Origin of the sequence: Polynucleobacter sp. Tro8-14-1, from assembly GCF_018881655.1 — a bacterium.
Taxonomy (GTDB): Bacteria; Pseudomonadota; Gammaproteobacteria; order Burkholderiales; family Burkholderiaceae; genus Polynucleobacter.
This window is the reverse complement of record NZ_JACVPX010000003.1, coordinates 140,397-161,275: the sequence shown is the minus strand read 5'-3', so window position 1 is coordinate 161,275 and position 20,879 is coordinate 140,397. Positions and strand designations below refer to the sequence as shown.

Annotated in this window: 24 protein-coding genes; 19 read left to right on the top strand and 5 right to left on the bottom strand. The window is 43.3% G+C overall.

From position 1 onward, the window contains the following. Positions 1-40: 40 nt before the first annotated feature. Entirely contained in the window at positions 41-865 is an 825-nt protein-coding gene (locus ICN34_RS04670; protein ID WP_216121080.1) for a hypothetical protein, read from the bottom strand. Positions 866-1,002: 137 nt separating this feature from the next. Between ICN34_RS04670 and ICN34_RS04665 the strand changes: the two genes are divergently transcribed. After that, positions 1,003-1,818 (top strand): hypothetical protein, encoded by an 816-nt coding sequence (locus ICN34_RS04665; protein ID WP_216121078.1) that lies wholly within the window; start codon positions 1,003-1,005, stop codon positions 1,816-1,818. A gap of 23 nt (positions 1,819-1,841) precedes the next feature. Here the strand turns inward: ICN34_RS04665 and ICN34_RS04660 are convergent, their stop codons facing one another. Together ICN34_RS04660 and ICN34_RS11505 are read right to left on the bottom strand one after the other, a co-directional pair. Next, positions 1,842-2,408 (bottom strand): site-specific integrase, encoded by a 567-nt coding sequence (locus ICN34_RS04660; RefSeq protein WP_216121076.1) that lies wholly within the window; start codon positions 2,406-2,408, stop codon positions 1,842-1,844. Positions 2,409-2,772: 364 nt separating this feature from the next. Continuing rightward, complete coding sequence (locus ICN34_RS11505) at positions 2,773-3,222, bottom strand: hypothetical protein (RefSeq protein ID WP_255538575.1); 450 nt, start codon at positions 3,220-3,222, stop codon at positions 2,773-2,775. 371 nt (positions 3,223-3,593) lie between these two features. Between ICN34_RS11505 and ICN34_RS04650 the strand changes: the two genes are divergently transcribed. The 8 genes from ICN34_RS04650 (at position 3,594) to ICN34_RS04615 (ending at position 9,746) form a co-directional block, all read left to right on the top strand. Next, the gene (locus tag ICN34_RS04650) at positions 3,594-4,040 is read left to right on the top strand and encodes a DUF6641 family protein (protein WP_216121074.1); all 447 of its coding nucleotides are present in this window, start codon (positions 3,594-3,596) and stop codon (positions 4,038-4,040) included. A 117-nt stretch (positions 4,041-4,157) separates the two neighbouring features. Next, positions 4,158-4,382: a DUF433 domain-containing protein gene (locus ICN34_RS04645; RefSeq protein WP_215317030.1), complete on the top strand. Its 225-nt coding sequence runs from the start codon at positions 4,158-4,160 to the stop codon at positions 4,380-4,382. Then, complete coding sequence (locus ICN34_RS04640; protein ID WP_215317028.1) at positions 4,379-4,729, top strand: DUF5615 family PIN-like protein; 351 nt, start codon at positions 4,379-4,381, stop codon at positions 4,727-4,729. Before ICN34_RS04645 ends, ICN34_RS04640 begins: the two co-directional genes overlap by 4 nt. An 87-nt stretch (positions 4,730-4,816) precedes the next feature. Continuing rightward, the gene (locus ICN34_RS11500; RefSeq protein ID WP_255538574.1) at positions 4,817-5,161 is read left to right on the top strand and encodes a hypothetical protein; all 345 of its coding nucleotides are present in this window, start codon (positions 4,817-4,819) and stop codon (positions 5,159-5,161) included. A gap of 850 nt (positions 5,162-6,011) precedes the next feature. Beyond that, positions 6,012-7,391 (top strand): autotransporter outer membrane beta-barrel domain-containing protein, encoded by a 1,380-nt coding sequence (locus ICN34_RS04630; RefSeq protein ID WP_216121072.1) that lies wholly within the window; start codon positions 6,012-6,014, stop codon positions 7,389-7,391. 242 nt (positions 7,392-7,633) lie between these two features. After that, positions 7,634-8,845 (top strand): tyrosine-type recombinase/integrase, encoded by a 1,212-nt coding sequence (locus ICN34_RS04625; protein WP_216121070.1) that lies wholly within the window; start codon positions 7,634-7,636, stop codon positions 8,843-8,845. A gap of 141 nt (positions 8,846-8,986) precedes the next feature. After that, positions 8,987-9,178 (top strand): antitoxin VbhA family protein, encoded by a 192-nt coding sequence (locus ICN34_RS04620; RefSeq protein WP_215301999.1) that lies wholly within the window; start codon positions 8,987-8,989, stop codon positions 9,176-9,178. Continuing rightward, positions 9,156-9,746, top strand: a complete 591-nt coding sequence (locus ICN34_RS04615; RefSeq protein ID WP_215302001.1) for a Fic family protein — start codon at positions 9,156-9,158, stop codon at positions 9,744-9,746. The genes ICN34_RS04620 and ICN34_RS04615 overlap by 23 nt, the downstream gene beginning before the upstream one ends. A 117-nt stretch (positions 9,747-9,863) precedes the next feature. Here the strand turns inward: ICN34_RS04615 and ICN34_RS04610 are convergent, their stop codons facing one another. Continuing rightward, positions 9,864-10,430 (bottom strand): site-specific integrase, encoded by a 567-nt coding sequence (locus ICN34_RS04610; RefSeq protein ID WP_215302003.1) that lies wholly within the window; start codon positions 10,428-10,430, stop codon positions 9,864-9,866. Positions 10,431-10,786: 356 nt separating this feature from the next. Continuing rightward, a complete protein-coding gene (locus ICN34_RS11495; RefSeq protein ID WP_255538573.1) occupies positions 10,787-11,236 on the bottom strand; it encodes a hypothetical protein in 450 nt (149 codons plus the stop codon). A 196-nt stretch (positions 11,237-11,432) separates the two neighbouring features. Here ICN34_RS11495 and urtA point away from each other — a divergent pair, with 196 nt between their 5' ends. From urtA to ureC, 10 genes are read left to right on the top strand one after another with little or no spacing between them, the layout of a single operon-like run. After that, the gene (gene urtA, locus ICN34_RS04600; protein WP_216121068.1) at positions 11,433-12,692 is read left to right on the top strand and encodes an urea ABC transporter substrate-binding protein; all 1,260 of its coding nucleotides are present in this window, start codon (positions 11,433-11,435) and stop codon (positions 12,690-12,692) included. Positions 12,693-12,743: 51 nt separating this feature from the next. Beyond that, entirely contained in the window at positions 12,744-14,327 is a 1,584-nt protein-coding gene (gene urtB / locus ICN34_RS04595) for an urea ABC transporter permease subunit UrtB (RefSeq protein WP_216121066.1), read from the top strand. A gap of 1 nt (position 14,328) precedes the next feature. Beyond that, positions 14,329-15,471 (top strand): urea ABC transporter permease subunit UrtC, encoded by a 1,143-nt coding sequence (gene urtC, locus ICN34_RS04590; protein WP_216121064.1) that lies wholly within the window; start codon positions 14,329-14,331, stop codon positions 15,469-15,471. Next, a complete protein-coding gene (gene urtD / locus ICN34_RS04585; protein WP_215361610.1) occupies positions 15,468-16,265 on the top strand; it encodes an urea ABC transporter ATP-binding protein UrtD in 798 nt (265 codons plus the stop codon). The genes urtC and urtD overlap by 4 nt, the downstream gene beginning before the upstream one ends. 2 nt (positions 16,266-16,267) lie before the next feature. Continuing rightward, complete coding sequence (urtE, locus tag ICN34_RS04580; protein ID WP_011903038.1) at positions 16,268-16,960, top strand: urea ABC transporter ATP-binding subunit UrtE; 693 nt, start codon at positions 16,268-16,270, stop codon at positions 16,958-16,960. A 35-nt stretch (positions 16,961-16,995) separates the two neighbouring features. Continuing rightward, positions 16,996-17,871 carry an urease accessory protein UreD gene (locus tag ICN34_RS04575; RefSeq protein WP_076024351.1) on the top strand — a complete coding sequence of 292 codons (876 nt, stop codon included), beginning with the start codon at positions 16,996-16,998 and terminating at the stop codon, positions 17,869-17,871. An 18-nt stretch (positions 17,872-17,889) separates the two neighbouring features. Next, positions 17,890-18,192: an urease subunit gamma gene (locus tag ICN34_RS04570; protein WP_076024343.1), complete on the top strand. Its 303-nt coding sequence runs from the start codon at positions 17,890-17,892 to the stop codon at positions 18,190-18,192. An 11-nt stretch (positions 18,193-18,203) separates the two neighbouring features. After that, positions 18,204-18,836, top strand: coding sequence for a HupE/UreJ family protein (locus ICN34_RS04565; protein WP_216121062.1), 633 nt, complete (start codon positions 18,204-18,206; stop codon positions 18,834-18,836). After that, positions 18,833-19,171, top strand: coding sequence for an urease subunit beta (locus ICN34_RS04560; RefSeq protein WP_216121060.1), 339 nt, complete (start codon positions 18,833-18,835; stop codon positions 19,169-19,171). Before ICN34_RS04565 ends, ICN34_RS04560 begins: the two co-directional genes overlap by 4 nt. Beyond that, entirely contained in the window at positions 19,171-20,874 is a 1,704-nt protein-coding gene (gene ureC, locus ICN34_RS04555) for an urease subunit alpha (protein ID WP_216121058.1), read from the top strand. Before ICN34_RS04560 ends, ureC begins: the two co-directional genes overlap by 1 nt. Positions 20,875-20,879 lie beyond the last annotated feature (5 nt).

Below are 20,879 nucleotides of genomic sequence, written 5' to 3'. Positions count from 1 at the left end.
TGGAAGGTAAATGCCAGCAATCATATGTAGAACAACAAGCTCAAGCAGCTTTTAATTTAGATTGGGCGGCTAAACGCTCATCTTCAATTGCTTTAGCCTCATCAGCTAGTTTCTGTGCTTTTTCTTTTTCAGCGCCGACACTGGAGCAAGCTGCTAACGCTGATTTAACTGCTGTTCCACTTTGGATGACTCTGCGGATTGCAAAACTGCCATCATCTTCTCGTGTTGCCAGCAACACAACACCTTCCTCTAGCTGCTCATTTGAGAATGAGGCATTAAGAGAATCACTTTGTACCTTCGCTAGTATTTCGCCATTGAGTACAGTACGTCCTAATTCCACCTTCTGAGCAATCGATTTGCCTTTGCTAGTAGTAGAGCGTCTAACTTCCTCAACGCCACCTTTTTCACGGAAATATTTTGGTAGATCAAGTACGCTCACTCTCTCAGCCATTGCTGCCTTCATAGCTGTGCTATAGGCATTAACCCTACGACGATCAACACCAAATACACATTTCACGATCTTAGTGATTAGTGGCGAGCTGTCGCTGAACTTGTATTCATGGGTCTTGATGTAGTTCGCTAGACCTTTTTTAAGGCTTTTGGCAATACTGTCTGAGCCTTGCATTGTGTTGTTTAAGGCGTAACAATGCCGCAAGATTCCATACAAGACATCATTTGCACTAGAAAGCTCATTACTTTCCCAGTTTTTGCGATATTCAACTAGGCGATCAATAGAGTCGCCGATGGCTTTTTCTGGATTGCTGCCTGTTAATAAATTGCCAATTCCCACTGCAAAAGGGTTGGCATTCGTTTTTTCAGCGTTAGGGGCGCTAACGCCTGATTCGACTACAGTAGTTTCACTCATGGATTTTCTCCTGAAATTGTTAAAAATGTGATGGTGAATTCCATTCACAATCTGATTTCACTTCACCATCCCTGTAGTGAATACATACAAAATTTAGAATTAAAAAAAGTAGGTAAATTTAGGCTGGAGATATCCGCATGGGCGGAAAACTTTGTGCGGAGCAGCAAGACTGTCATCAGGAGATGGCGAGGCTTTTCTTTAACTTTTTACGTATAAGTCCTAGCTATACCGCCGCTAGCAAGTATGTGAGACCAAAACGATTAACTAAGAAAATGAGTCTTGATAATCGTAAGATCTTAGATTGTTACTCCAAGTACGGTTGTGTCTTAGATTGTCCATTTACGACTTGGTTTGAAGGTCATAAGAAGCAGCTGATGGATTCGTCTCCTCCAGTAATTGAAATTATTAAAGGCAAAGACAGGTTTTTTGTTTGTGATGACGACGTATTGCTAAAGCTTTGTAGCGATCAAGACCCCCCATCAATATCCCAACTGGTTAATGCTTTATCGCAAATTTGGCCAAATACTCAAATCAAGCAAATTCATAGTCAAGTACTTAAAGGCGCTAAATTAAAGAATATGTGGAAAGATTTGCTCCTAATCTACACCATGGCTTTAAATCCCGATACTGAGCTCTGGAGGGCTGGGGCAATGGCAATGCTAGTAGATCGCTTTATCGGGAGGTTAGACCCATTGGCAGCAAGGCACAAAAGTGGGGATGATCACATGCGGCGCCATATGACCTTAATGGTCATGAGGCACAAGGAAAGCGCTTTAAATATCTCAGAGCAGGCTGCACTTGGTATATTCCCACAACAAGAATTAGGTAAAAGCTTTCAAACCCGCTTTAATTTTGAAGATGAAAATTTTGCTAGCCGATTATTTTCATTAGGTAATCACGAGTTTGACTGCGCAAAAGATCGAGTATCGCAATTGACTAGGCATGCCTGTTAGAGTCGGTTTTACCCGACTGCCATTTAAATTAGCTCGACAGCATTCCTCTTTTGCTCATCATTGACATCGATATATCTCTGAGTCACTGCAATTGATCTGTGACCAGCTAGACTGGCTAAGATTCGAACACCAATCCCTTTATTAGCGAGGGTAGTAATAAAGAATTTTCTTCCTGAATGGCTGCTGCCACCGCTAATACCCACATTCTTATAGAGCTGATAGAACCACACACATAAGCCATTAGCACTAAATCTCAAACGATGATCTGTATGAAAGAGGGGAATATCAGCTTCTTTTATGTATCTTGTTGTTAAGTAGTTGGCCAATTCCGCCTGTAAACGCTGTGAGACGAATACAGTCCTAGGGTGCTTACCCTTGGTTTGTGAGGCCGATAGGCGGATTTCATTTTTAATAGTGCCATCGAGATTTAATACATCGCCCATTTTCAAGCTGGCAATTTCGGCAACGCGAAGGCCACCAAGAAAGCTTGTAAGTATTAACGCTCTATCGCGCAAGGCATATTTTTTGGTGCTGACGTAATTAAGAACTAGATCTAGTTCTGTTTGAGATAGTGTTTTTGCTTGTGCCATTTAATTCTCCTTAGATAAATAAAAAGTGTGTATTTAGTATGTTTTCTAAGTCTTAAAAGGTCGACCGAAATTTGTTTATTTGGCCATCAAAAAATATCTTCCAAGAATCAATGACTTACAAGGCAGGTTAAGAAAAGTACAATTTTCTTAACCTGTTCTTTATGTAGTATTTATAAAAAATCGCTTCTTTTCGTGGAATTTAGACAACAGCTAAACGGACTTAAACCAGCGATCCTCGAGTAACACCTCAAATTCGCGCTATACGCTGTTTTTAGTAATTCCAGCTACTCATTATTGCGAAGCTAATAGATCTTTGCGTATAGGGCTTTTTTGAGGCGAATTTTGTACAAATTCAAAGCGTCAATTAGTTCAAATCCACATTGGTTGCTATAAACACTGGCTTATTAACGCCAGTACTTTTACAAAGATGTACATCTAGCGTCCAGGAATCCTTGGTGTTGTTTGCTTGATCTTCAATCTCTACATGCAGCTCCTTGGTTTCTGGGGAGTAGATGCTAAATCCGCCAACACCTTGCTTTGTCTTAGTGAGTGGATCGTAATGTTGGATCCAAGACATTAAAACACCAGCTTGTTCTGCAATGCCAGCCTCGCTGAGTTTTCGAACAGTTGCCATCTGCTCATCTGTTTTGGCAGTATTTTCCCAATTGCTATATTCAAAGTAATCCACTAGGTATTTTTGATTTGGGCTACCTAGCTCTACTGAGCCATTAAACATCGCTCTTCTAAATAAGCCTTTACCGAAGGTGGTATTAAATTTCTCGTTTATAAATCCTCTAACTGCAATTTCTCTCATATCGTTCTCCTTTTTTAAAATTGATTGAGTTCTCGTTGCGAGCTGTTGCTTTCGTAGCTTGGTTGCTAGAGGAGTAGATCCAAAAAGATGTTGCTTTAAGTTCAGTTGCAGATCTCAAAGAGATAGTCACTAAGTCGTGTTGCTAGTCAGAGCTACTCATTTGCCACTCGAGTAACTAGTAACTCACTACCAGTAACTTCTTTATCTATTTGCGACCGTACTTTGAAACACAGCAACTCGCAAAAGTATTTAGCTTTTGTTAAGAAAACCCATTAATTTCTGGCTCAAAATTAGCCAAAATAAAAAAGAGGTTGTCCAATCCAATATTTCGAAAATAAATTGAAATGACTCTTTCATTTATAGGAGGGAATATGAGCGCATTGACCGCATTAAAACTAGTGGCTCTCAAGAAGCCGGTTCATCAACCAGCGATTGTGATTCGAAGGAATAAACTTTCAAGTCGATTATGGGAGCAGATCCAGTTGGCTAAAGGGCAGATGTCGGGAACCCCTTTTGTACTAATGAAGTTTCGCAGCATTAAAGATAAGGAGACAGGGATTCGTAAGCAAGTAGAAGTTCCAAAACGTATTAAGCCGTGGTGGTTTCAGACTGAAGAAGGGAAGGTCTGTGTTTCCATTAGATATGGAGCTTGCACAATTGAATTGGCCAAAGGCAAGCCCAGTATTCAAGTTGATAGTGCCGAGGACTTAATTAAGGCGCTAGAAACAGTTAAGGTTGCTGTGGAAGCAGGGGATTTAGATCCCCAGATTGAGTTAGCGAGCTCTAGTCTTGGCAGTGGCTTTAAGAGGCAGCTATAAGGGGTCTTTAGAGCAATAGCAGTATTGCTCTAAAGAAAAGATGCTAATTTTTGGTCTAGCAGTATAAAATCTACCCATGCTTTAACAAGCCAAATTATGATGCGAAAGGAGATTCAAATGGCTAATTTAATCACTGTTGATCCGGTTATTTGCCATGGCAAGCCCTGTATTCGCGGCTTGCGTTACCCCGTAGAAAATGTTTTAGAGTGGCTGGCTAGCGGCATGAGTACCGAAGAGATTTTGGCTGACTATCCAGACCTTAACAAAGAAGATATTTTGGCGTCTCTTGCCTATGCTGCAAGATTAAGTCATGTTAAACGATTTGAGCGTTTGGTGGCATGAAGTTTTTAGTAGACGCCCAACTGCCAAAGCGATTTGTTGGTTGGTTGGAGGCTCAAGGACATGATGCTATTCATACCTCTGATCTACCTCTCAAAAATGCAACTCCAGATAAAGATGTCATTGCTTGCGCTATTAAAGAAGCTCGAGTTGTAGTCACCAAAGACGATGACTTTGTACAGGCTTTTTTGTTAAACGGCGAACCTGCTTTACTGTTAATTTCTACTGGCAATATATCCAATCGCAATTTAGAGAATCTGTTGCAAGCGAACTTATCTGCTGTTGCGAAAGCATTTGAGGACCATCGTTTTATAGAGATTACTAGTGATGGTTTGATTACGCATGAGTAGCTCAATTACTGATACCCATTTCACTCTAAAGGCGCATTAGGCGCCTTTAGTTTTAGTCAGTCAAAATAAGACTGGCTAAATACTTGCATGAATAAATATCAAGCCTATGTAAGGATCAAGGGTCAGTTAGTAAATACGGCTGTTTTTGCCACAAATCCAATTCACGCTAGATTAATTTTGCAATATCAATTTGGGATGGATAGCCTAGCTAGTCAACCATCACTCGTCACCCATGAAAGCAGGGGGCATCAAATGATTGATGAGGTTATTTCTTCAATTAAAGCTAAGCCGCCGCAAACACCCGAGCAGGCTAGGGTGGCTAGCTTACAAAATCAGAAAGACACTGCTAGTAAGGCATTAAAGGCAGAGCGTAATCGACAAAAGATTAAACGAGCCCAACAGCAGATTTCAGCTGCTCGTGCAAATATCTAGCCGCGTAGTTTTTTGCGCCGCTCGAGATTGCATCCCCCACCTGATTTACGCTAAGCCCCATCAAAATAGCTAATGTGCAAAATCACGCCAAAATGCAGTGGTTTTGCCGATCTTTGTGCTTTATAAATTTCCCTGTTCGTGGGGACGAGAGGCATAGTAAAAATGGTTTGCCAAGGCTTGCTGTGGGTTCGCCTGATTTAGTGTCGGTTAAACCGACCCCCAGCCTGCGGATGCCACACACCACATAGTCAGTTCCACACGATTCCACAGATCTCGGTGTGTATGCCACACCTGATCTATTAAGGCTTAAGTCATTGTTTCTGCTATTGTTTTAGCTCATTTTTAAAGCTTCTAAGGCGTAGGTCGCACGTTCGAATCGTGCTGGGCAGGCCACTTATCTACCATTTATTGTCATTCTAGGCTTGTTTCAGGCTGGTTAATTGGCTTGATTGTGGGGTGGATAATGCCTCGGGCTTTTGGACGTTAGAGAGGCCTTGAGTCTAGCGTAGGCGATCCTTAGGGCTATGTGCGACCCTACGACTGGGTAATTTTGATGAAATTTAGGGGCTGAGCTTGTGGTGTCGGTTTAACCCGACGGTGCGGTGTCCTGTTAAGTGACGGTCAGGTGGCTCTTATACGGTGGCTTGTGGATGCTAAAAACAGGGTAATTGGCGGTGCCTGGGTGGCAGAGAACGGCCAAAAGCCGACTTTACTCATTTAACTCCATGAAAGCGTTGTATTCGAGGTAATTGCTTATGAAACCTTATGCACCTACTTGGTGAGCAGGTAAAATACGGGTTGCTAAAAATTAGCTCTAGAGCTGATTTACATAACCCACCTGTAAAGAATTATGAAATTACTTAATATTAAAAATATCGCCATCACTTCAGCATTAGTTGTTGGAAGTGTATTTGCAGTAAATATTCAAGCGCAAACGGTTGACGTCACTGTTGGTGGTATTAACTATACGGTTGGTAAGACGGCTCTACAGCCCCTCTCCACCAGCCTTGCAAACCCCGCCTACACATTAACGACCCAACCTTGGTACGGCCAGCCATCGCTTGCAACCCAATTTGCGCAACAAGTTCAATATAGACTGGGAACTTGGAATGGCACAGCAAGCACCACCCTCCCAAGCGTTTTATTTCTGACCTCCTCAACAGGCAACGGCACCGTTACTTTTTGGGTGAACGGAAGTACTAACGCGATACCTGGGCCGGGCAGTTCTCAGAACGCCTATTATGCTTACATTTCTAGCTATGTACCTCTTCCAGTTGGGCCATCTGTAGCCAATACCCAAGTCTCCGTACAAAACACCGTCCAAGCATTGCAAGGCACTTACACATTACAAAACTCAGTCTTAGCCAATAGCTTCTCTTATGACTGTAATGTTTTTGGTGAGAATGATATTTGCGTATCAGCGGGTGGTCGCAATACTGCCGTGTCTGCCGCTAATGGCTTGAACAACACCAGTGCATTACTGATTGCCGCTTATCGTGCAATGGCAAATGTTCGTGTTGGTGCTTATGCTGACCAGAACTTATCGGTTAACAATGCTGGCTCTACTGTGAACTTGGGCAACAACACACCATTACTTGGTTTATTTGCTGCTTGGAATGAAAATTTAGATGGCACAGGTACCGAAGTTAAAGCAACTATTGCTTATGGTCAAAAGAACACTACGATGAATCGTTCAGTAGTTGGCACTGGTGCTACCGCATCCGAAGCAGGTTCTGGTGGCTCCACATTGAACAGTCAAGGCGCACAAGTGACTGCTAAGTATGGTTTTGGTGTTGCTGACCAAGTTATTGTTTCACCATATGTTGGTATTCGTTATACACAGAACAATATGGGCGGTTACACAGAAGCAACTTCTACTTCTGTAACAACGCCATTAACCTACTCAGCACTCAACACCAATGCCACAACAGCATTAGCTGGCGTAGGCGCAAGCTACAAAGGCATTCCACAAACCACGTTGTTTGCTAGTGCTGGTGTAGAAACTGACACTAACACTGCTAATGGTTCATACAATGCAACTGGCTTAACTGGTTTAACTCCAGTGAACTTCAACCCTAATCCTGTAAAAACCCGTCCAACAGCAATGCTTGGCGCATCTTACGATGTTGAGAAGAATCAGCGTTTAGGTGTAACTGGTATTTACAGACAAGAAGCGTATCAAGCTACAGCAAGTACTACTGTAATGGCAACATATACAGTTGGTTTCTAATACAAACCACCTGCTGTTAAACAATCAACCCGCTTAGGCGGGTTTTTTGTTGTCTCGATAGTCTGCTATGGGTCGACTTGAGCTAGCCATTAGCAAGTAGGGTGATAGCTGCTTTGTGATTAACAACAGTCCATCGCGGCCCTGACGCTGTAGTGTCGGTTTAACCGACTCTAAATAATTCAGGTCGCCCAAACCCTAATCTGAAATTAAGCTAGCAAGTGTCGCGTAACAAGACGCTTGTAATGAATAATTTATCGCTCTTATTTTCTACCGTTATCACTGATGATGAGCCCATCAAACTCCTTGATGGTGCCATCACCCTCTATAAGAGGCCTACGAGTCACCAGTGGCAATGCCGCTTTAAGTTATCAACTGGCGCCTGGCATTCCGCTAGTACAGGATTAGATCAGGTGGCCGAAGCCACAACCCAAGCCATTGCTATCTATGAAACAGTCAAGGTCAAGCTAGCAAGCGATCTAGCCATTAAGACCCGTACCTTTCGTCAACTAGCCACGCAAGAGTTGGCTATGGCTGCCCGAGTAGTCCAAGCCAATCCCAATAAGCGCACTCATGTTGATTACATACACATCTACACCAAGTACTTGATCCCATTCTTTGGTAACTACCAGATCAATGACATTACTCAAGAGCTAGTGGATGACTATGTAGCGTGGCGCATATCTAAGATGGGCAAGAATCCCAAGACCTATACTCAAAGGCGTCATGCTGGTCTTTATAAGCGGGTGCTTGAGCGGGCTAGAGCACAAGGGCTTATTTCACAACACCGCAATATCCCCTTATTAGAAATAACCGGTGGTGCTGCGCAGGTTAGGCCAGCCTTTAGCCACCAAGAGATCGAATACTTATTGGAATACATGCGGGACTGGGAGCGTTTTGGCCGCAATCAACGCAGTAATCATATGCGTAGACTTTGCCGAGTCTATGTAGAGTTCTTGCTAGGTACAGGGATACGGCAGGGAACCGAAAGCATGCCAATCCGCTGGAAATCATTGCAGTGGCACTGGATTGGTGAAAAACGCTATTTACGGATCTGGGTGTCAGGTAAGACTGGGCCTAGGTATCTGATTGCAAGACATTTTGTGATTGAGGCCTTAGAGCGACTAATTACTTGGCAGGCTTTGCCTTATAAGAACCTCGATGCTGTGATTGAAGCTAAGTTGGATCGTAAGGTATTCGTATTTCCTGCGGGTGATGCACCCCATAGTCTAGATAGCGTGTTTGAGCGACTCATGGTTGAATCAGGCTTGTTTAAGTATGCTGCTGGTAAAAACAGGACCTTGTATAGCCTTCGCCATACCTATGCCACATTTAGATTAGAAGAAGGAGTTGATATTCATACGCTAGCAAAGCAAATGGGAGCCAGCGTAGGGATGATTGAGCGTCATTACAGCAAACTAACCCCAATGCTCAGTGCGGAGAGATTGGCGGGGTAGAGATGGGTGAGGGGATGACCATTTGGTGTCGGTTTTACCCGACGCTACAACCTACGCCCTATTTGCTGGCAGGTCTTAATGAAGGGTTTAATTTTCTGGAAGCACCCCTTAAAATACCGTAATATAGATAAAACAGCCCTTATGAAAAATAATCAAACTACCTTAAACCGAAAAGACATTGTTGACAATGCCTTGGGTTCTTTGCGGGTAGAGGGTATGAAGCCTAGCAATGAGTTGATGAAAGATTTTGATGCCTTTATTGGTGGATCAAAAACAATCGATCAAATCATTGCAGAGACTAAAGAACGCTATGTCGCGCTACGACGCGGATAGTGTCTATTGCTATCCGGGTTCTCCGGTATTGCAAAACAAATTGGGCTTTAGGGATCAAAATGAGCTTGAGGCGTTTGAGTCTGATATGACTGCTTCGCGTTTAGTGGCTTTAGATTTAGAGCCAATTCAAGGTAATTTTGATTTAGCGCATTTACAAGCAATTCACTATGCTCTTTTTCAAGATGTCTATGATTGGGCTGGAAAGATTCGGACTGTAGATATAAGCCGTGAAAATAGCCGTTTTGCAAATATCCGCATGATTGATTCAGCCGCTAAAACTTTATTCAGTAATTTAGCTAAAGAGCATTTATTCCAAAATCAAGATATCAAGCAAGTTGCACAGAAGTTAGCCCACTATCTTTCTGAGATTAATGTCTTGCATCCATTTCGGGATGGCAATGGACGGGTGCAGCGAGTGTTTATTGCTCAGTTAGCTAGCGAGGCTGGGTTTAGGCTCAATTATTCCGATCTAAACCAGTCCCAAATGTATCAAGCAATGGAGTTAGCCTTTTTTGGTGACGAGAAGGCGCTAGCGCAACTCATTCTAGATAAGCTCAGCAGCCAATAAGCAGTTTCACACCGTTACTTAAAGTAACGCTTGGGCTGAAAAGTGCTTGATTTGTGGTGATTTGACATTACCAGCGTCACTTAAAGAGACACTAGTTTGTCGGTTAAACCGACAAACTTAAATGAGCTCTACTGCATTGCGTTTCATATCGTCATTTACGTCAATGTATTTTTGGGTAACGGCAATGGATTTATGGCCTGCCAAACTAGCCAAAACTCTTACTGAAATACCTTTATTGGCTAAATTCGTAATAAAGGTTCTTCTGCCTGAATGGCTCGTTGCCCCAGAAATGCCAGAGTGTTTGTAGTTCCAATAAAACCATACGCATAAGCCGTTGGCAGAAAATCCCAGTCTGTTTGCTGTATGGAAAAAAGGGATCTCTGGCATCTTGGCATGTCTAGTGCCGACATAGGCCAATAATTCGTCTTGTAGTTTCTTAGGAAGAAATACGGTTCTCGGTTGACCGCCTTTCGTTTGAGCTGCAGACAAACGGATTTCATTTTTGATACTGCCATCAATATTGAGAACATCGCCCATCTTAAGCGATGCAATTTCTGCAACGCGAAGTCCCGACCAAAAACTGGTGAGAATGATAGCTCTGTCACGCTGCGGATATTTCTTAGTGGAGACATAACGCAGTATTTGATCGAGCTCTGCTTGGGTAAGGGTTTTTGCTTGTGCCATTTATGGGTTTTCCTTTGATAAATAAAATTACATATAGAGTGTGTTTTCTTATTTCCAAAAGGACAACCGAGGCTCAAGTTCGGGTTGCAGTCAAAAGATCTTCCAAGAATCAATGACTTAGTAAAACAAAAATAATTCGATTAAGAAAATGTATATTTTCTTAATCGTTTTTATTGACGAATCAATGCTTGTATTTAGTGCGGATCGTGGCGAAAATCCCACGAATTACTGCTAGTAGCTCAAATTCGCGCTATACGCTGTTTTTAGTAATTCCAGCTACTCATTATTGCGAAGCTAATAGATCTTTGCGTATAGGGCTTTTTTGAGGCGAATTTTGTACAAATTCAAAGCGTCAATTAGTTCAAATCCACATTGGTTGCTATAAACACTGGCTTATTAACGCCAGTACTTTTACAAAGATGTACATCTAGCGTCCAGGAATCCTTGGTGTTGTTTGCTTGATCTTCAATCTCTACATGCAGCTCCTTGGTTTCTGGGGAGTAGATGCTAAATCCGCCAACACCTTGCTTTGTCTTAGTGAGTGGATCGTAATGTTGGATCCAAGACATTAAAACTCCAGCTTGACCTGCAATACCAGCCTCGCTGAGTTTTCGAACAGTTGCCATCTGCTCATCTGTTTTGGCAGTATTTTCCCAATTGCTATATTCAAAGTAATCCACTAGGTATTTTTGATTTGGGCTACCTAGCTCTACTGAGCCATTAAACATCGCTCTTCTAAATAAGCCTTTACCGAAGGTGGTATTAAATTTCTCGTTTATAAATCCTCTAACTGCAATTTCTCTCATATCGTTCTGTAGTATCCCCTTTGTAATGGCATAAATTCCTATTCTTAGTGCAATTCTTAATTTGATGACGCTTTATTTTGGTGCAGGCGCTCTGTTTTGGTGATTATTTGAATTTGCACCAACATGAAACATCCTCTAATCAATGCAGGCAGTGGTTATATGTGCCCAACTGATTAATTTACTCAAGAGGTGAGACATGAAGCGTAGATCAATTTTGAAGTTGTCAGCTTTGGCTGCGGCTTTGAGTTTTACAGGTTTAAGTCATTTGGCGATGGCTCAAAGCAAGGAGCCAATTAAGGTTGGTATTTTGCATTCACTATCCGGAACAATGGCAATCTCTGAAACATCACTTAAAGATATGGATTTGATGGTGATTGACCAGATTAATAAAAGCGGCGGCGTATTGGGTCGTAAATTAGAGCCAGTAGTAGTTGATCCAGCTTCCAATTGGCCATTATTTGCTGAAAAGGCTCGACAGCTTTTAACTAAAGATAAGGTTTCGGTTGTTTTTGGCTGCTGGACTTCCGTATCACGTAAATCTGTACTGCCAGTTTTTGAAGAGCTCAATGGCTTACTCTTTTACCCCGTGCAGTACGAAGGCGAAGAAATGTCTCGTAACGTTTTCTACACTGGCGCAGCGCCAAATCAACAGGCTATTCCAGCGGTTGAGTACTTGATGAGTAAAGAAGGTGGCGGGGCTAAGCGTTGGGTGCTTTTGGGTACTGACTATGTATATCCACGCACAACCAATAAGATCTTGCGTGCATTCTTGAAATCTAAAGGCGTTAAAGATGATGATATTCAAGAAACATATACACCATTTGGCCACTCAGACTATCAAACTATTGTTGCCAATATCAAGAAGTTCTCTCAAGGCGGCAAGACAGCAGTTGTTTCTACTATTAACGGCGACTCAAACGTTCCTTTCTATAAAGAATTGGGTAATGCAGGCTTGAAAGCGAAAGATGTTCCAGTAGTGGCATTCTCTGTTGGTGAAGAGGAATTGCGTGGCGTTGATACCAAGCCGTTGGTAGGTCAATTGGCTGCATGGAATTACTTCATGTCAGTTAAGAACCCAGTTAATGACGAGTGGAAAAAACAGTGGGCTGCTTACTCTGTAGAGAGAAAGTTGCCAGGGGCTAGCAAGCCTTTGACAGATGACCCAATGGAGGCTAGTCGTACCGGTATCTTGATGTGGAAAGCGGCTGTTGAGAAAGCGGGCACAACCGATGTTGATGCTGTTCGTAAGGCAATGATTGGTCAAAAACTTAACACTCCAAGTGGTTATCTTGAGGTGATGGGTGCTAATCACCATTTATCTAAGCCGGTCATGATTGGTGAAATCAAGGCAGACGGACAATTCAACGTAATCTACAAAACTCCAACAGCTATTCCAGCCAAACCATGGAGTCAGTATATCGACGGTAATGCAGGCAAGCCTGATTCAGTACAGTAATTTTCAATAGAAATACCCTCCCTCAATTGGGGGAGGGTTTTCACAATCACCATGAAATTTCTAATCTTTTCAAAACTAATCCTTTCTGCTGCTTGTGTATTGGCATGTGGGATTACTTTTGCAAAAATTAATGTTGCAGATTTAAAGCCCCTGTTTAGTGATAACTTTGATGCCAAAGTTAAAGTGGTCCAAAATTTACCTAAAGAAGGTAGTCCCGAAGCCTTAGAAATTCTTCAGGCTCTCAGTGCAGAAAGCCTTTTCTTGTCGCCCCAAGGTGTTGTAGTTCAAAAGGGCGATCAATATTTAGATCCCTTAACCGGACTAAGTGTTTCAGTCAAGCCGGATGAACTGCAAGACGTTATTCTGAATAATCAACTGCGCGGTAAAGTTGATAATGCCTTGCTAGGTTTACAGCTAGCTTCTGCAGATCCACAGATTCGCGCTAAGGCAGTCGACTCTTTAATCAAGGATCCCGAGCCAGACACCTTCCCATTGGTTGAAAACTTACTGGCTACCGAAAAGGATCCTGCGCTCAAGCCAAAAGTACAGAAGCTCTGGGCGCTCCTTGCTTTGCAATATGACAATCAAGAATCAAAACTAAAGGCAATTGAACTCTTAGGCGATAGTGGTGATCCACAAGTTGCTGCATTGCTGGCGCCTTTGGCAAAAGAGGGTGGCCCAGTGCAAGAGGCGGCTGAAAAGGCTTTAGCCAAAATTAAGAAGTCTGAGTTTAGCGGCGAAATCCTGGGTAATGTGATCGCTGGGTTTAGTTATGGAAGTATTTTGTTACTTTGCGCTTTGGGCTTGGCGATTACTTATGGCTTGATTGGCGTCATCAATATGGCGCATGGCGAGTTCCTGATGGTTGGTGCTTATGCAACTTATGTTGTGCAGGGATTTTTCAGGCAATATGCTCCTGGCTATTTAGATTGGTATTTGTTATTCGCTTTGCCGGTTGCTTTTATTGCCGCCGCCTTAGTGGGTATTTTGATCGAAAGAACGGTCATTAAATTTTTATATGGTCGTCCGCTAGAAACCTTATTAGCCACCTTTGGCGTCAGTTTGCTGATGATTCAGATGACCAGAACTATTTTTGGCGCTCAAAATGTCGAGGTGGCTAATCCAACGTGGATGTCTGGTGCCATGCAGGTACTACCTAACTTGGTTGTGCCCTATAACCGGATCATTATTTTTGCTTTTGCGATTGCGGTAGTAATCGTGACTTGGCTAGTATTAAACAAAACTCGTCTAGGGCTTTTCGTCAGGGCGGTTACTCAAAACCGGAATATGGCTGCATGCGTGGGTGTCAAAACAGTGCGCGTGGATATGTATGCCTTTGCATTTGGCGCAGGCATTGCCGGTCTTGGTGGTGTAGCCCTCTCACAGATTGGTAACGTAGGTCCCGATCTTGGTCAAAGCTATATTGTTGATTCCTTCATGGTGGTGGTACTCGGTGGAGTAGGTCAGCTTGCAGGCACTATTTATGGTGCATTTGGACTTGGTATCACCAGCAAATTATTAGAGCCATTTATTGGTGCCGTATTGGCCAAGATTGCTATCTTAGTATTCATTATTATTTTTATCCAAAGACGTCCTCAAGGCCTCTTCGCACTGAAAGGCAGGAGCGTTGATTAATATGGATATTAGAAAGCTTGCTCCTTCATCTAGCTTTAGTTTGGCAATTCCTGAGCGTGAATCCATACTCAGCAAGCGTGCCTATATTGCCTTAGCAGCATTGACACTGTGCGTATTAATTGGTGTGCCAATATTTTCTTTGCTGGTTCCCGAGACTAGTATGTTCTACATGTCTGCTTATGCGCTTAGTTTAATTGGCAAGATTATGTGCTTTGCAATTGCGGCCTTAGCGCTTGATTTGGTTTGGGGTTATTGCGGAATATTGAGTTTGGGGCATGGATTGTTCTTTGCTATTGGCGGTTACATCATGGGCATGTATCTCATGCGCCAGATAGGAACTGAAGGTGTATACAAAAGCGAATTACCTGACTTCATGGTTTTCTTAGACTGGAAAGAGTTACCTTGGTTTTGGAAAGGGAGCGATCATTTCTGGTGGATGCTTTTGATGTTGATTCTGGTTCCTGGAGCGATTTCTTGGGTGTTTGGATACTTTGCTTTTCGCTCCAGAATTAAAGGGGTTTACTTCTCCATCATTACCCAAGCCTTAACATATGCCGCTATGCTTCTTTTCTTTAGGAATGAAACGGGCTTTGGTGGCAACAATGGTTTCACGGACTTTAAGCGGATATTGGGTTACTCCATCAGCGCGCCAAGTACTCGCGTCACACTTTTCATTGTTACCTTCTTAGTCCTGTTGGGCAGTTTTATTCTTTGCCGAGCCCTGGTGACCTCAAAAATGGGAAGGGTGATTACAGCGGTACGGGATGCAGAATCTCGTTTGATGTTTTGTGGGTACAACCCCTTAGGTTACAAACTCTTTATTTGGGTTCTATCTGCCATCCTATGCGCCATTGCTGGAGCTTTATTCGTTCCGCAGGTGGGCATCATTAATCCTGGAGAGATGTCTCCAACAAACTCGATTGAGATGGCGATCTGGGTAGCAGTAGGTGGCCGCGGCACCTTGCTAGGTCCAATTATTGGCGCATTTGCGGTGAGCGGGGCTAAGAGTTTTTTTACCACTAACTTTGCAGAATATTGGCTGTTTTTCTTAGGAATGATGTTTGTATTGGTGACCTTGTTTCTACCGAATGGATTGCTGGGTATCTATCACAAATTGGTTGTTAAGAAGGGTGGGTCAAAATGAGCGCTCACTTTCTTGAGAAGGGAATCGATACTTCTCATACTGGAATCCTCTATGTGGATGATCTATCGGTCAATTTTGACGGTTTTCAGGCCATTAATAAATTGTCATTGACGATTGATGTCGGCGAACTGCGCTGTGTGATTGGGCCCAATGGCGCCGGTAAGACTACCTTAATGGATGTCATTACCGGTAAAACTCGCTCTAACATTGCCGATATTGATGGCTCCGTTTATTTAGGTTCGACCATTGATCTTATGACCATGAACGAGCCACAAATTGCCCAAATTGGCGTTGGCCGTAAATTTCAAAAGCCCACGGTATTTGAGCATCACCCTGTTTGGGAAAATCTTGAATTGGCAATGGCTGGAGATAAATCATGGCATCACTCCTTGATTGCTAAAGTAGATCTAGAGGGCCGTCGTTTGATGGAATCAGTGCTTGCCCTTACACAGTTAGAGTCAGAAGCTTATCGTGAAGCTGGCCTTCTTTCTCACGGTCAAAAGCAACGCTTAGAGATTGGTATGCTTCTAATGCAGCAGCCCAAGCTGTTATTGCTTGATGAGCCCGTTGCAGGGATGACGGACGAAGAAACAATGCGCTTAGCTGAGCTTCTAAATTCATTACGTGGTCAATGCTCGATGATGGTAGTTGAGCATGATATGGAATTTGTTGCTGCTTTAGCGGGCCCAAAAGGTAAGGTGACTGTATTGGCTGAAGGTTCAGTTCTAGCCGAGGGCACTTTGGATGAAGTAAAGCGTGATGAACGCGTAATCGAATCGTATTTAGGGCGTTAATCATGCTTATCGTCAAAGATCTCAATCAATATTATGGCGGAAGCCATATTTTGCGTAATGTGAATTTTGAAGTCCCCAAAGGTCAATTAACCAGTTTGCTTGGGCGAAATGGCGTTGGCAAAACCACTTTGCTCAAATCGCTCATGGGTGTGGTGAAAGTAAAGACTGGCTCGATTGCTTGGGATGGAAAAGAATTGGCCAATCTACCCCCGTGGTCTCGGGTGGACGGTGGATTTGCCTATGTTCCTCAGGGTCGAGAAATTTTCCCAAGACTCACAGTCGAAGAAAACTTGCTCATTGGAGCGGCAAAATTCTCAAGCCCAAAAAATATCCCTGGATATATTTACGAGCTATTTCCAATTCTGTCGGATATGAAGGCGCGTCGGGGCGGTGATTTGTCAGGTGGCCAACAACAGCAGTTAGCAATTGGGCGTGCATTGATGTCTCAGCCAGAGTTGATCATTTTGGATGAGCCTACCGAGGGTATCCAGCCATCTATCATTCAGGACATTGGGCGCTGTCTTCGTAAATTAGTCGATGAGATGGGCATCACTGTTTTATTAGTAGAGCAGTATTACGACTTTGCAAAAGAGCTCTCAGATAACTATATCGTGATGCGCCGCGGTGAAGTCGTCGCGCAAGGCAAAGGTGCTGATATGGATCTCAATGGTGTTCAGGAGATGATTTCGGTTTAAAGTGGATGCTGAATTCACTAAAATAGTTTACCCATATGTTTTTGGCTCCAGATAACGCAGTAAAACAGCTATTTAGGTCTCTAAGTCCTAGTTGGCTAGCCAAACTGAGCCTATCTTATGAGCGCACTGTAATTGGCACTGTACTAAAGAAAAGTTTGCATGAGGGGCCACTGCGAGTTCAAAAAGCTTTATATCCCGAAGGTGATGATATTTGCCACACTGTCATTATTCACCCGCCAGCAGGTATCGCAGGCGGAGATACCTTAGATATCCAGGTTGCTGTTGGCAAGGGTAGTCATGTGGTTCTATCTACTCCAAGTGCCACTAAATGGTACAAATCATTTAAAAATCCTGCTACTCAAAATATTCAATTTGAGCTGGGTGAGAATGCAAAATTAGATTGGCTACCTCAAGAGAATCTTTTTTTTAAAGGCGCAAACTCTAACGTTATTACCAGGATGAGCCTTTCATCGAATGCTTCATTTATTGGTTGGGACGCCCTGATGTTAGGACGCCATGCCTCTGGCGAGGAATGGTCTAGTGGCCACATTCATATGCTCAATGAAATAAGGCGTGATGGAAAGTTAATTTGGATCGAGAACGGGCATATAGATGCCGAAGATCAATACTCCAGATCTTTACCTCAACTAGGGTCTTGGCCTGTTTGTGCAACTCTATGGGCCGTAGGACCAAGGTGCTCAGCTAATTTAGTTGAAACCTTTGCTGAGATGATGCCTTGGACTGATTCATTACGGGCTGGGGTGACGTTGATGCCACAAGGCGTCTTTTTGGTGAGGGCAGTCTCTAGTGATATGGAGATAGCTAGAAATTTTATGATTGATGTATGGTCTAAATTAAGACCGATAGTTCATGGTGTGCCAGCTCAGCCATTACGGCTTTGGGCTTCTTAGGATTGTTATAGGTGAGATATGGAATTAACTCCACGCGAAAAAGATAAATTACTAATATTCACAGCGGCACTCTTAGCGGAGCGCAGAAAGGCTCGAGGCCTCAAGTTGAACTATCCGGAATCAGTCGCTTTAATTAGCGCTGCGATTATGGAGGGTGCGCGTGATGGCAAAACGGTCGCACAACTGATGCACGAAGGGCAAGCGATACTAGGTCGCGAAGATGTCATGGAAGGGGTTCCAGAAATGATTCCAGATATTCAGATTGAGGCAACATTCCCTGATGGAACAAAATTAGTCACAGTTCATAACCCGATTGTTTAGGAGCAATACAAATGAGTCTTCATATAAAAAGAATATTTTTAGCTTTTGTTGGATTGATCGGGGTTCTATCTTCAAATTTGGTTTATGCCCACCCAGGACATGAAACTTCGGTTAGTTTTCTATCGGGTCTGATGCATCCATTTAGTGGCTTTGATCATTTTTTAGTCATTGTGCTCGTAGGATTTTGGAGTGCTTTCATGCTGAAAAAAATCTGGCTTGGGCCTTGTGTTTTTATATTAGGCATGTGTCTTGGGGTATTTGCTGGCCTAAGTAATTTACCTCTTCATATCTTTGAATTTGGAATCGCTGCTTCTGTAATTGCAATGGGATTATTGTTGCTTGTACAGCGCCAGTACTCCAATAATCCAATCCTTGCCTTAATTGGTTGTTTTGGAATATTTCATGGGTTTGCCCACGCTGCATTATTTTCAAATGGATCCCTTGGAGCCTCCTTGGTAGCACAAGATATGGCTGGCTTGATTTTGGCGACAGGGATCTTGCATCTATCAGGCGCTCTATTGGTCAAGCTCCTTAGGGACAAGACAGCGATCTTTGCAAGAGTGACTGGGTTTGCTAGTGTGATATATGGCTGGGTATTAATCAGTCAACTTTCCTTTGCGCTGCTTGGTGGAGCTTCGACATGAGTACACCATCAAGTGCAAATAGCCAACGCTTTATTCCGGGGCAGATGTTTGTGGAGCCTGGGGATATTGAATTGAATGTTGGCCGAAAAACACTTTCAATTGAAGTCTCTAATAGTGGTGATCGTCCTATTCAAATTGGTTCTCATTTTCACTTCTTTGAAGTAAATGATGCCCTGTTATTTGATCGCGATAAAACGAAGGGCATGCGATTAAATATTGTTGCAGGAACTGCTGTGCGTTTTGAGCCAGGCCAAAAGCGCACTATTGAGCTTGTAGAGGTGGCTGGTGAGAAGAAGATTTATGGCTTTGCTGGCCGCGTTATGGGGGGCCTCTAATGGCTAAGATTGGTCGTCAAGCCTATGCTGAAATGTTTGGCCCTACTGTAGGTGATCGTTTAAGACTAGCGGATACCGGCCTCATGATTGAGGTTGAAAAGGACCTCACTATTTATGGCGAAGAAGTCAAATTTGGCGGTGGTAAAGTCATTCGTGATGGTATGGGCCAAAGTCAACGCGAGTCAAAGGACTGTGCCGATACTGTTATTACCAATGCGGTAATCATTGATCACTGGGGCATTATCAAAGCTGATATCTCTATTAAAAATGGCAGAATATCTAATATTGGTAAGGCTGGTAACCCAGATATTCAACCGGGGATTACTTCTGTCATTGGCCCTGGTACCGAAATTATTGCTGGCGAAGGAATGATAGTGACGGCGGGTGGTATTGATACTCATATCCACTTTATTTGTCCGCAGCAAATTGAAGAGGCTTTAATGTCTGGGGTAACCACCATGATTGGTGGCGGTACGGGCCCAGCAACCGGTACTTTTGCAACTACTTGCACGCCTGGTCCTTGGCATATTCAAAGAATGTTGCAATCGATTGATGCATATCCTATGAATATTGGCCTATTGGGTAAAGGCAATGCTAGCTTGCCAGCTGGATTACGAGAGCAAGTTGATGCAGGCGCAATTGGATTGAAGTTGCATGAAGACTGGGGGACTACGCCAGCAGCGATTGATTGTTGTTTGGGTGTTGCTGATGAAACTGATACTCAGGTGGCAATTCATACCGACACTTTAAATGAGTCTGGATTTGTTGAAACTACCTTAGCTGCATTTAAGGGGCGCACTATTCACACTTATCACACCGAGGGCGCTGGCGGCGGTCATGCCCCCGACATTATTCGTGCGTGTGGCGAGTCAAATGTATTGCCATCCTCAACTAACCCCACCAGACCATTTACGGTTAATACATTAGATGAGCATTTGGATATGCTGATGGTGTGCCATCATCTTGATGCATCTATCGCTGAAGATATTGCCTTTGCAGAATCGCGTATTCGTCGTGAAACAATCGCTGCTGAGGATATCTTGCATGACTTAGGCGCATTCTCGATGCTTTCATCAGATTCTCAAGCGATGGGTCGTGTGGGTGAGGTAATTATTCGTACCTGGCAAACTGCTGACAAGATGAAAGTACAGCGTGGTTTGCTTCCGGGTGATGCAAATCGTCACGATAACTTCCGAGTCAAGCGTTACATCTCTAAGTACACCATTAATCCTGCCATTACCCATGGCATTTCTCATGTTGTTGGGTCTATTGAGGTGGGTAAGTATGCGGATTTAGTATTTTGGAAGCCTGCCTTCTTCGGCGTCAAGCCTTCATTAATATTAAAGGGTGGGTCTATTGCGGCAGCGGCTATGGGCGATCCAAACGCATCTATTCCAACGCCGCAGCCCGTTCATTACCGAAATATGTTTGCGGGTATTGGCCAAGGGATACGTCATAGCTCGTTAACTTTCATTTCTCAATCGGCTATGAATGCCAATATTCGCGATGCTTATGGATTAGAGAAGCAAGTTGAGGTGGTAAAGAATTGTCGATCTATCACCAAGGCAGATATGGTCCACAACGATTGGCAGCCAAATATCTCCGTAGATCCAGAAACCTACCAAGTGATAGCAAATGGCGAACTATTAACTTGTGAGCCAGCAAAAGTATTACCAATGGCTCAACGATATTTCTTGTTCTAGGAAAA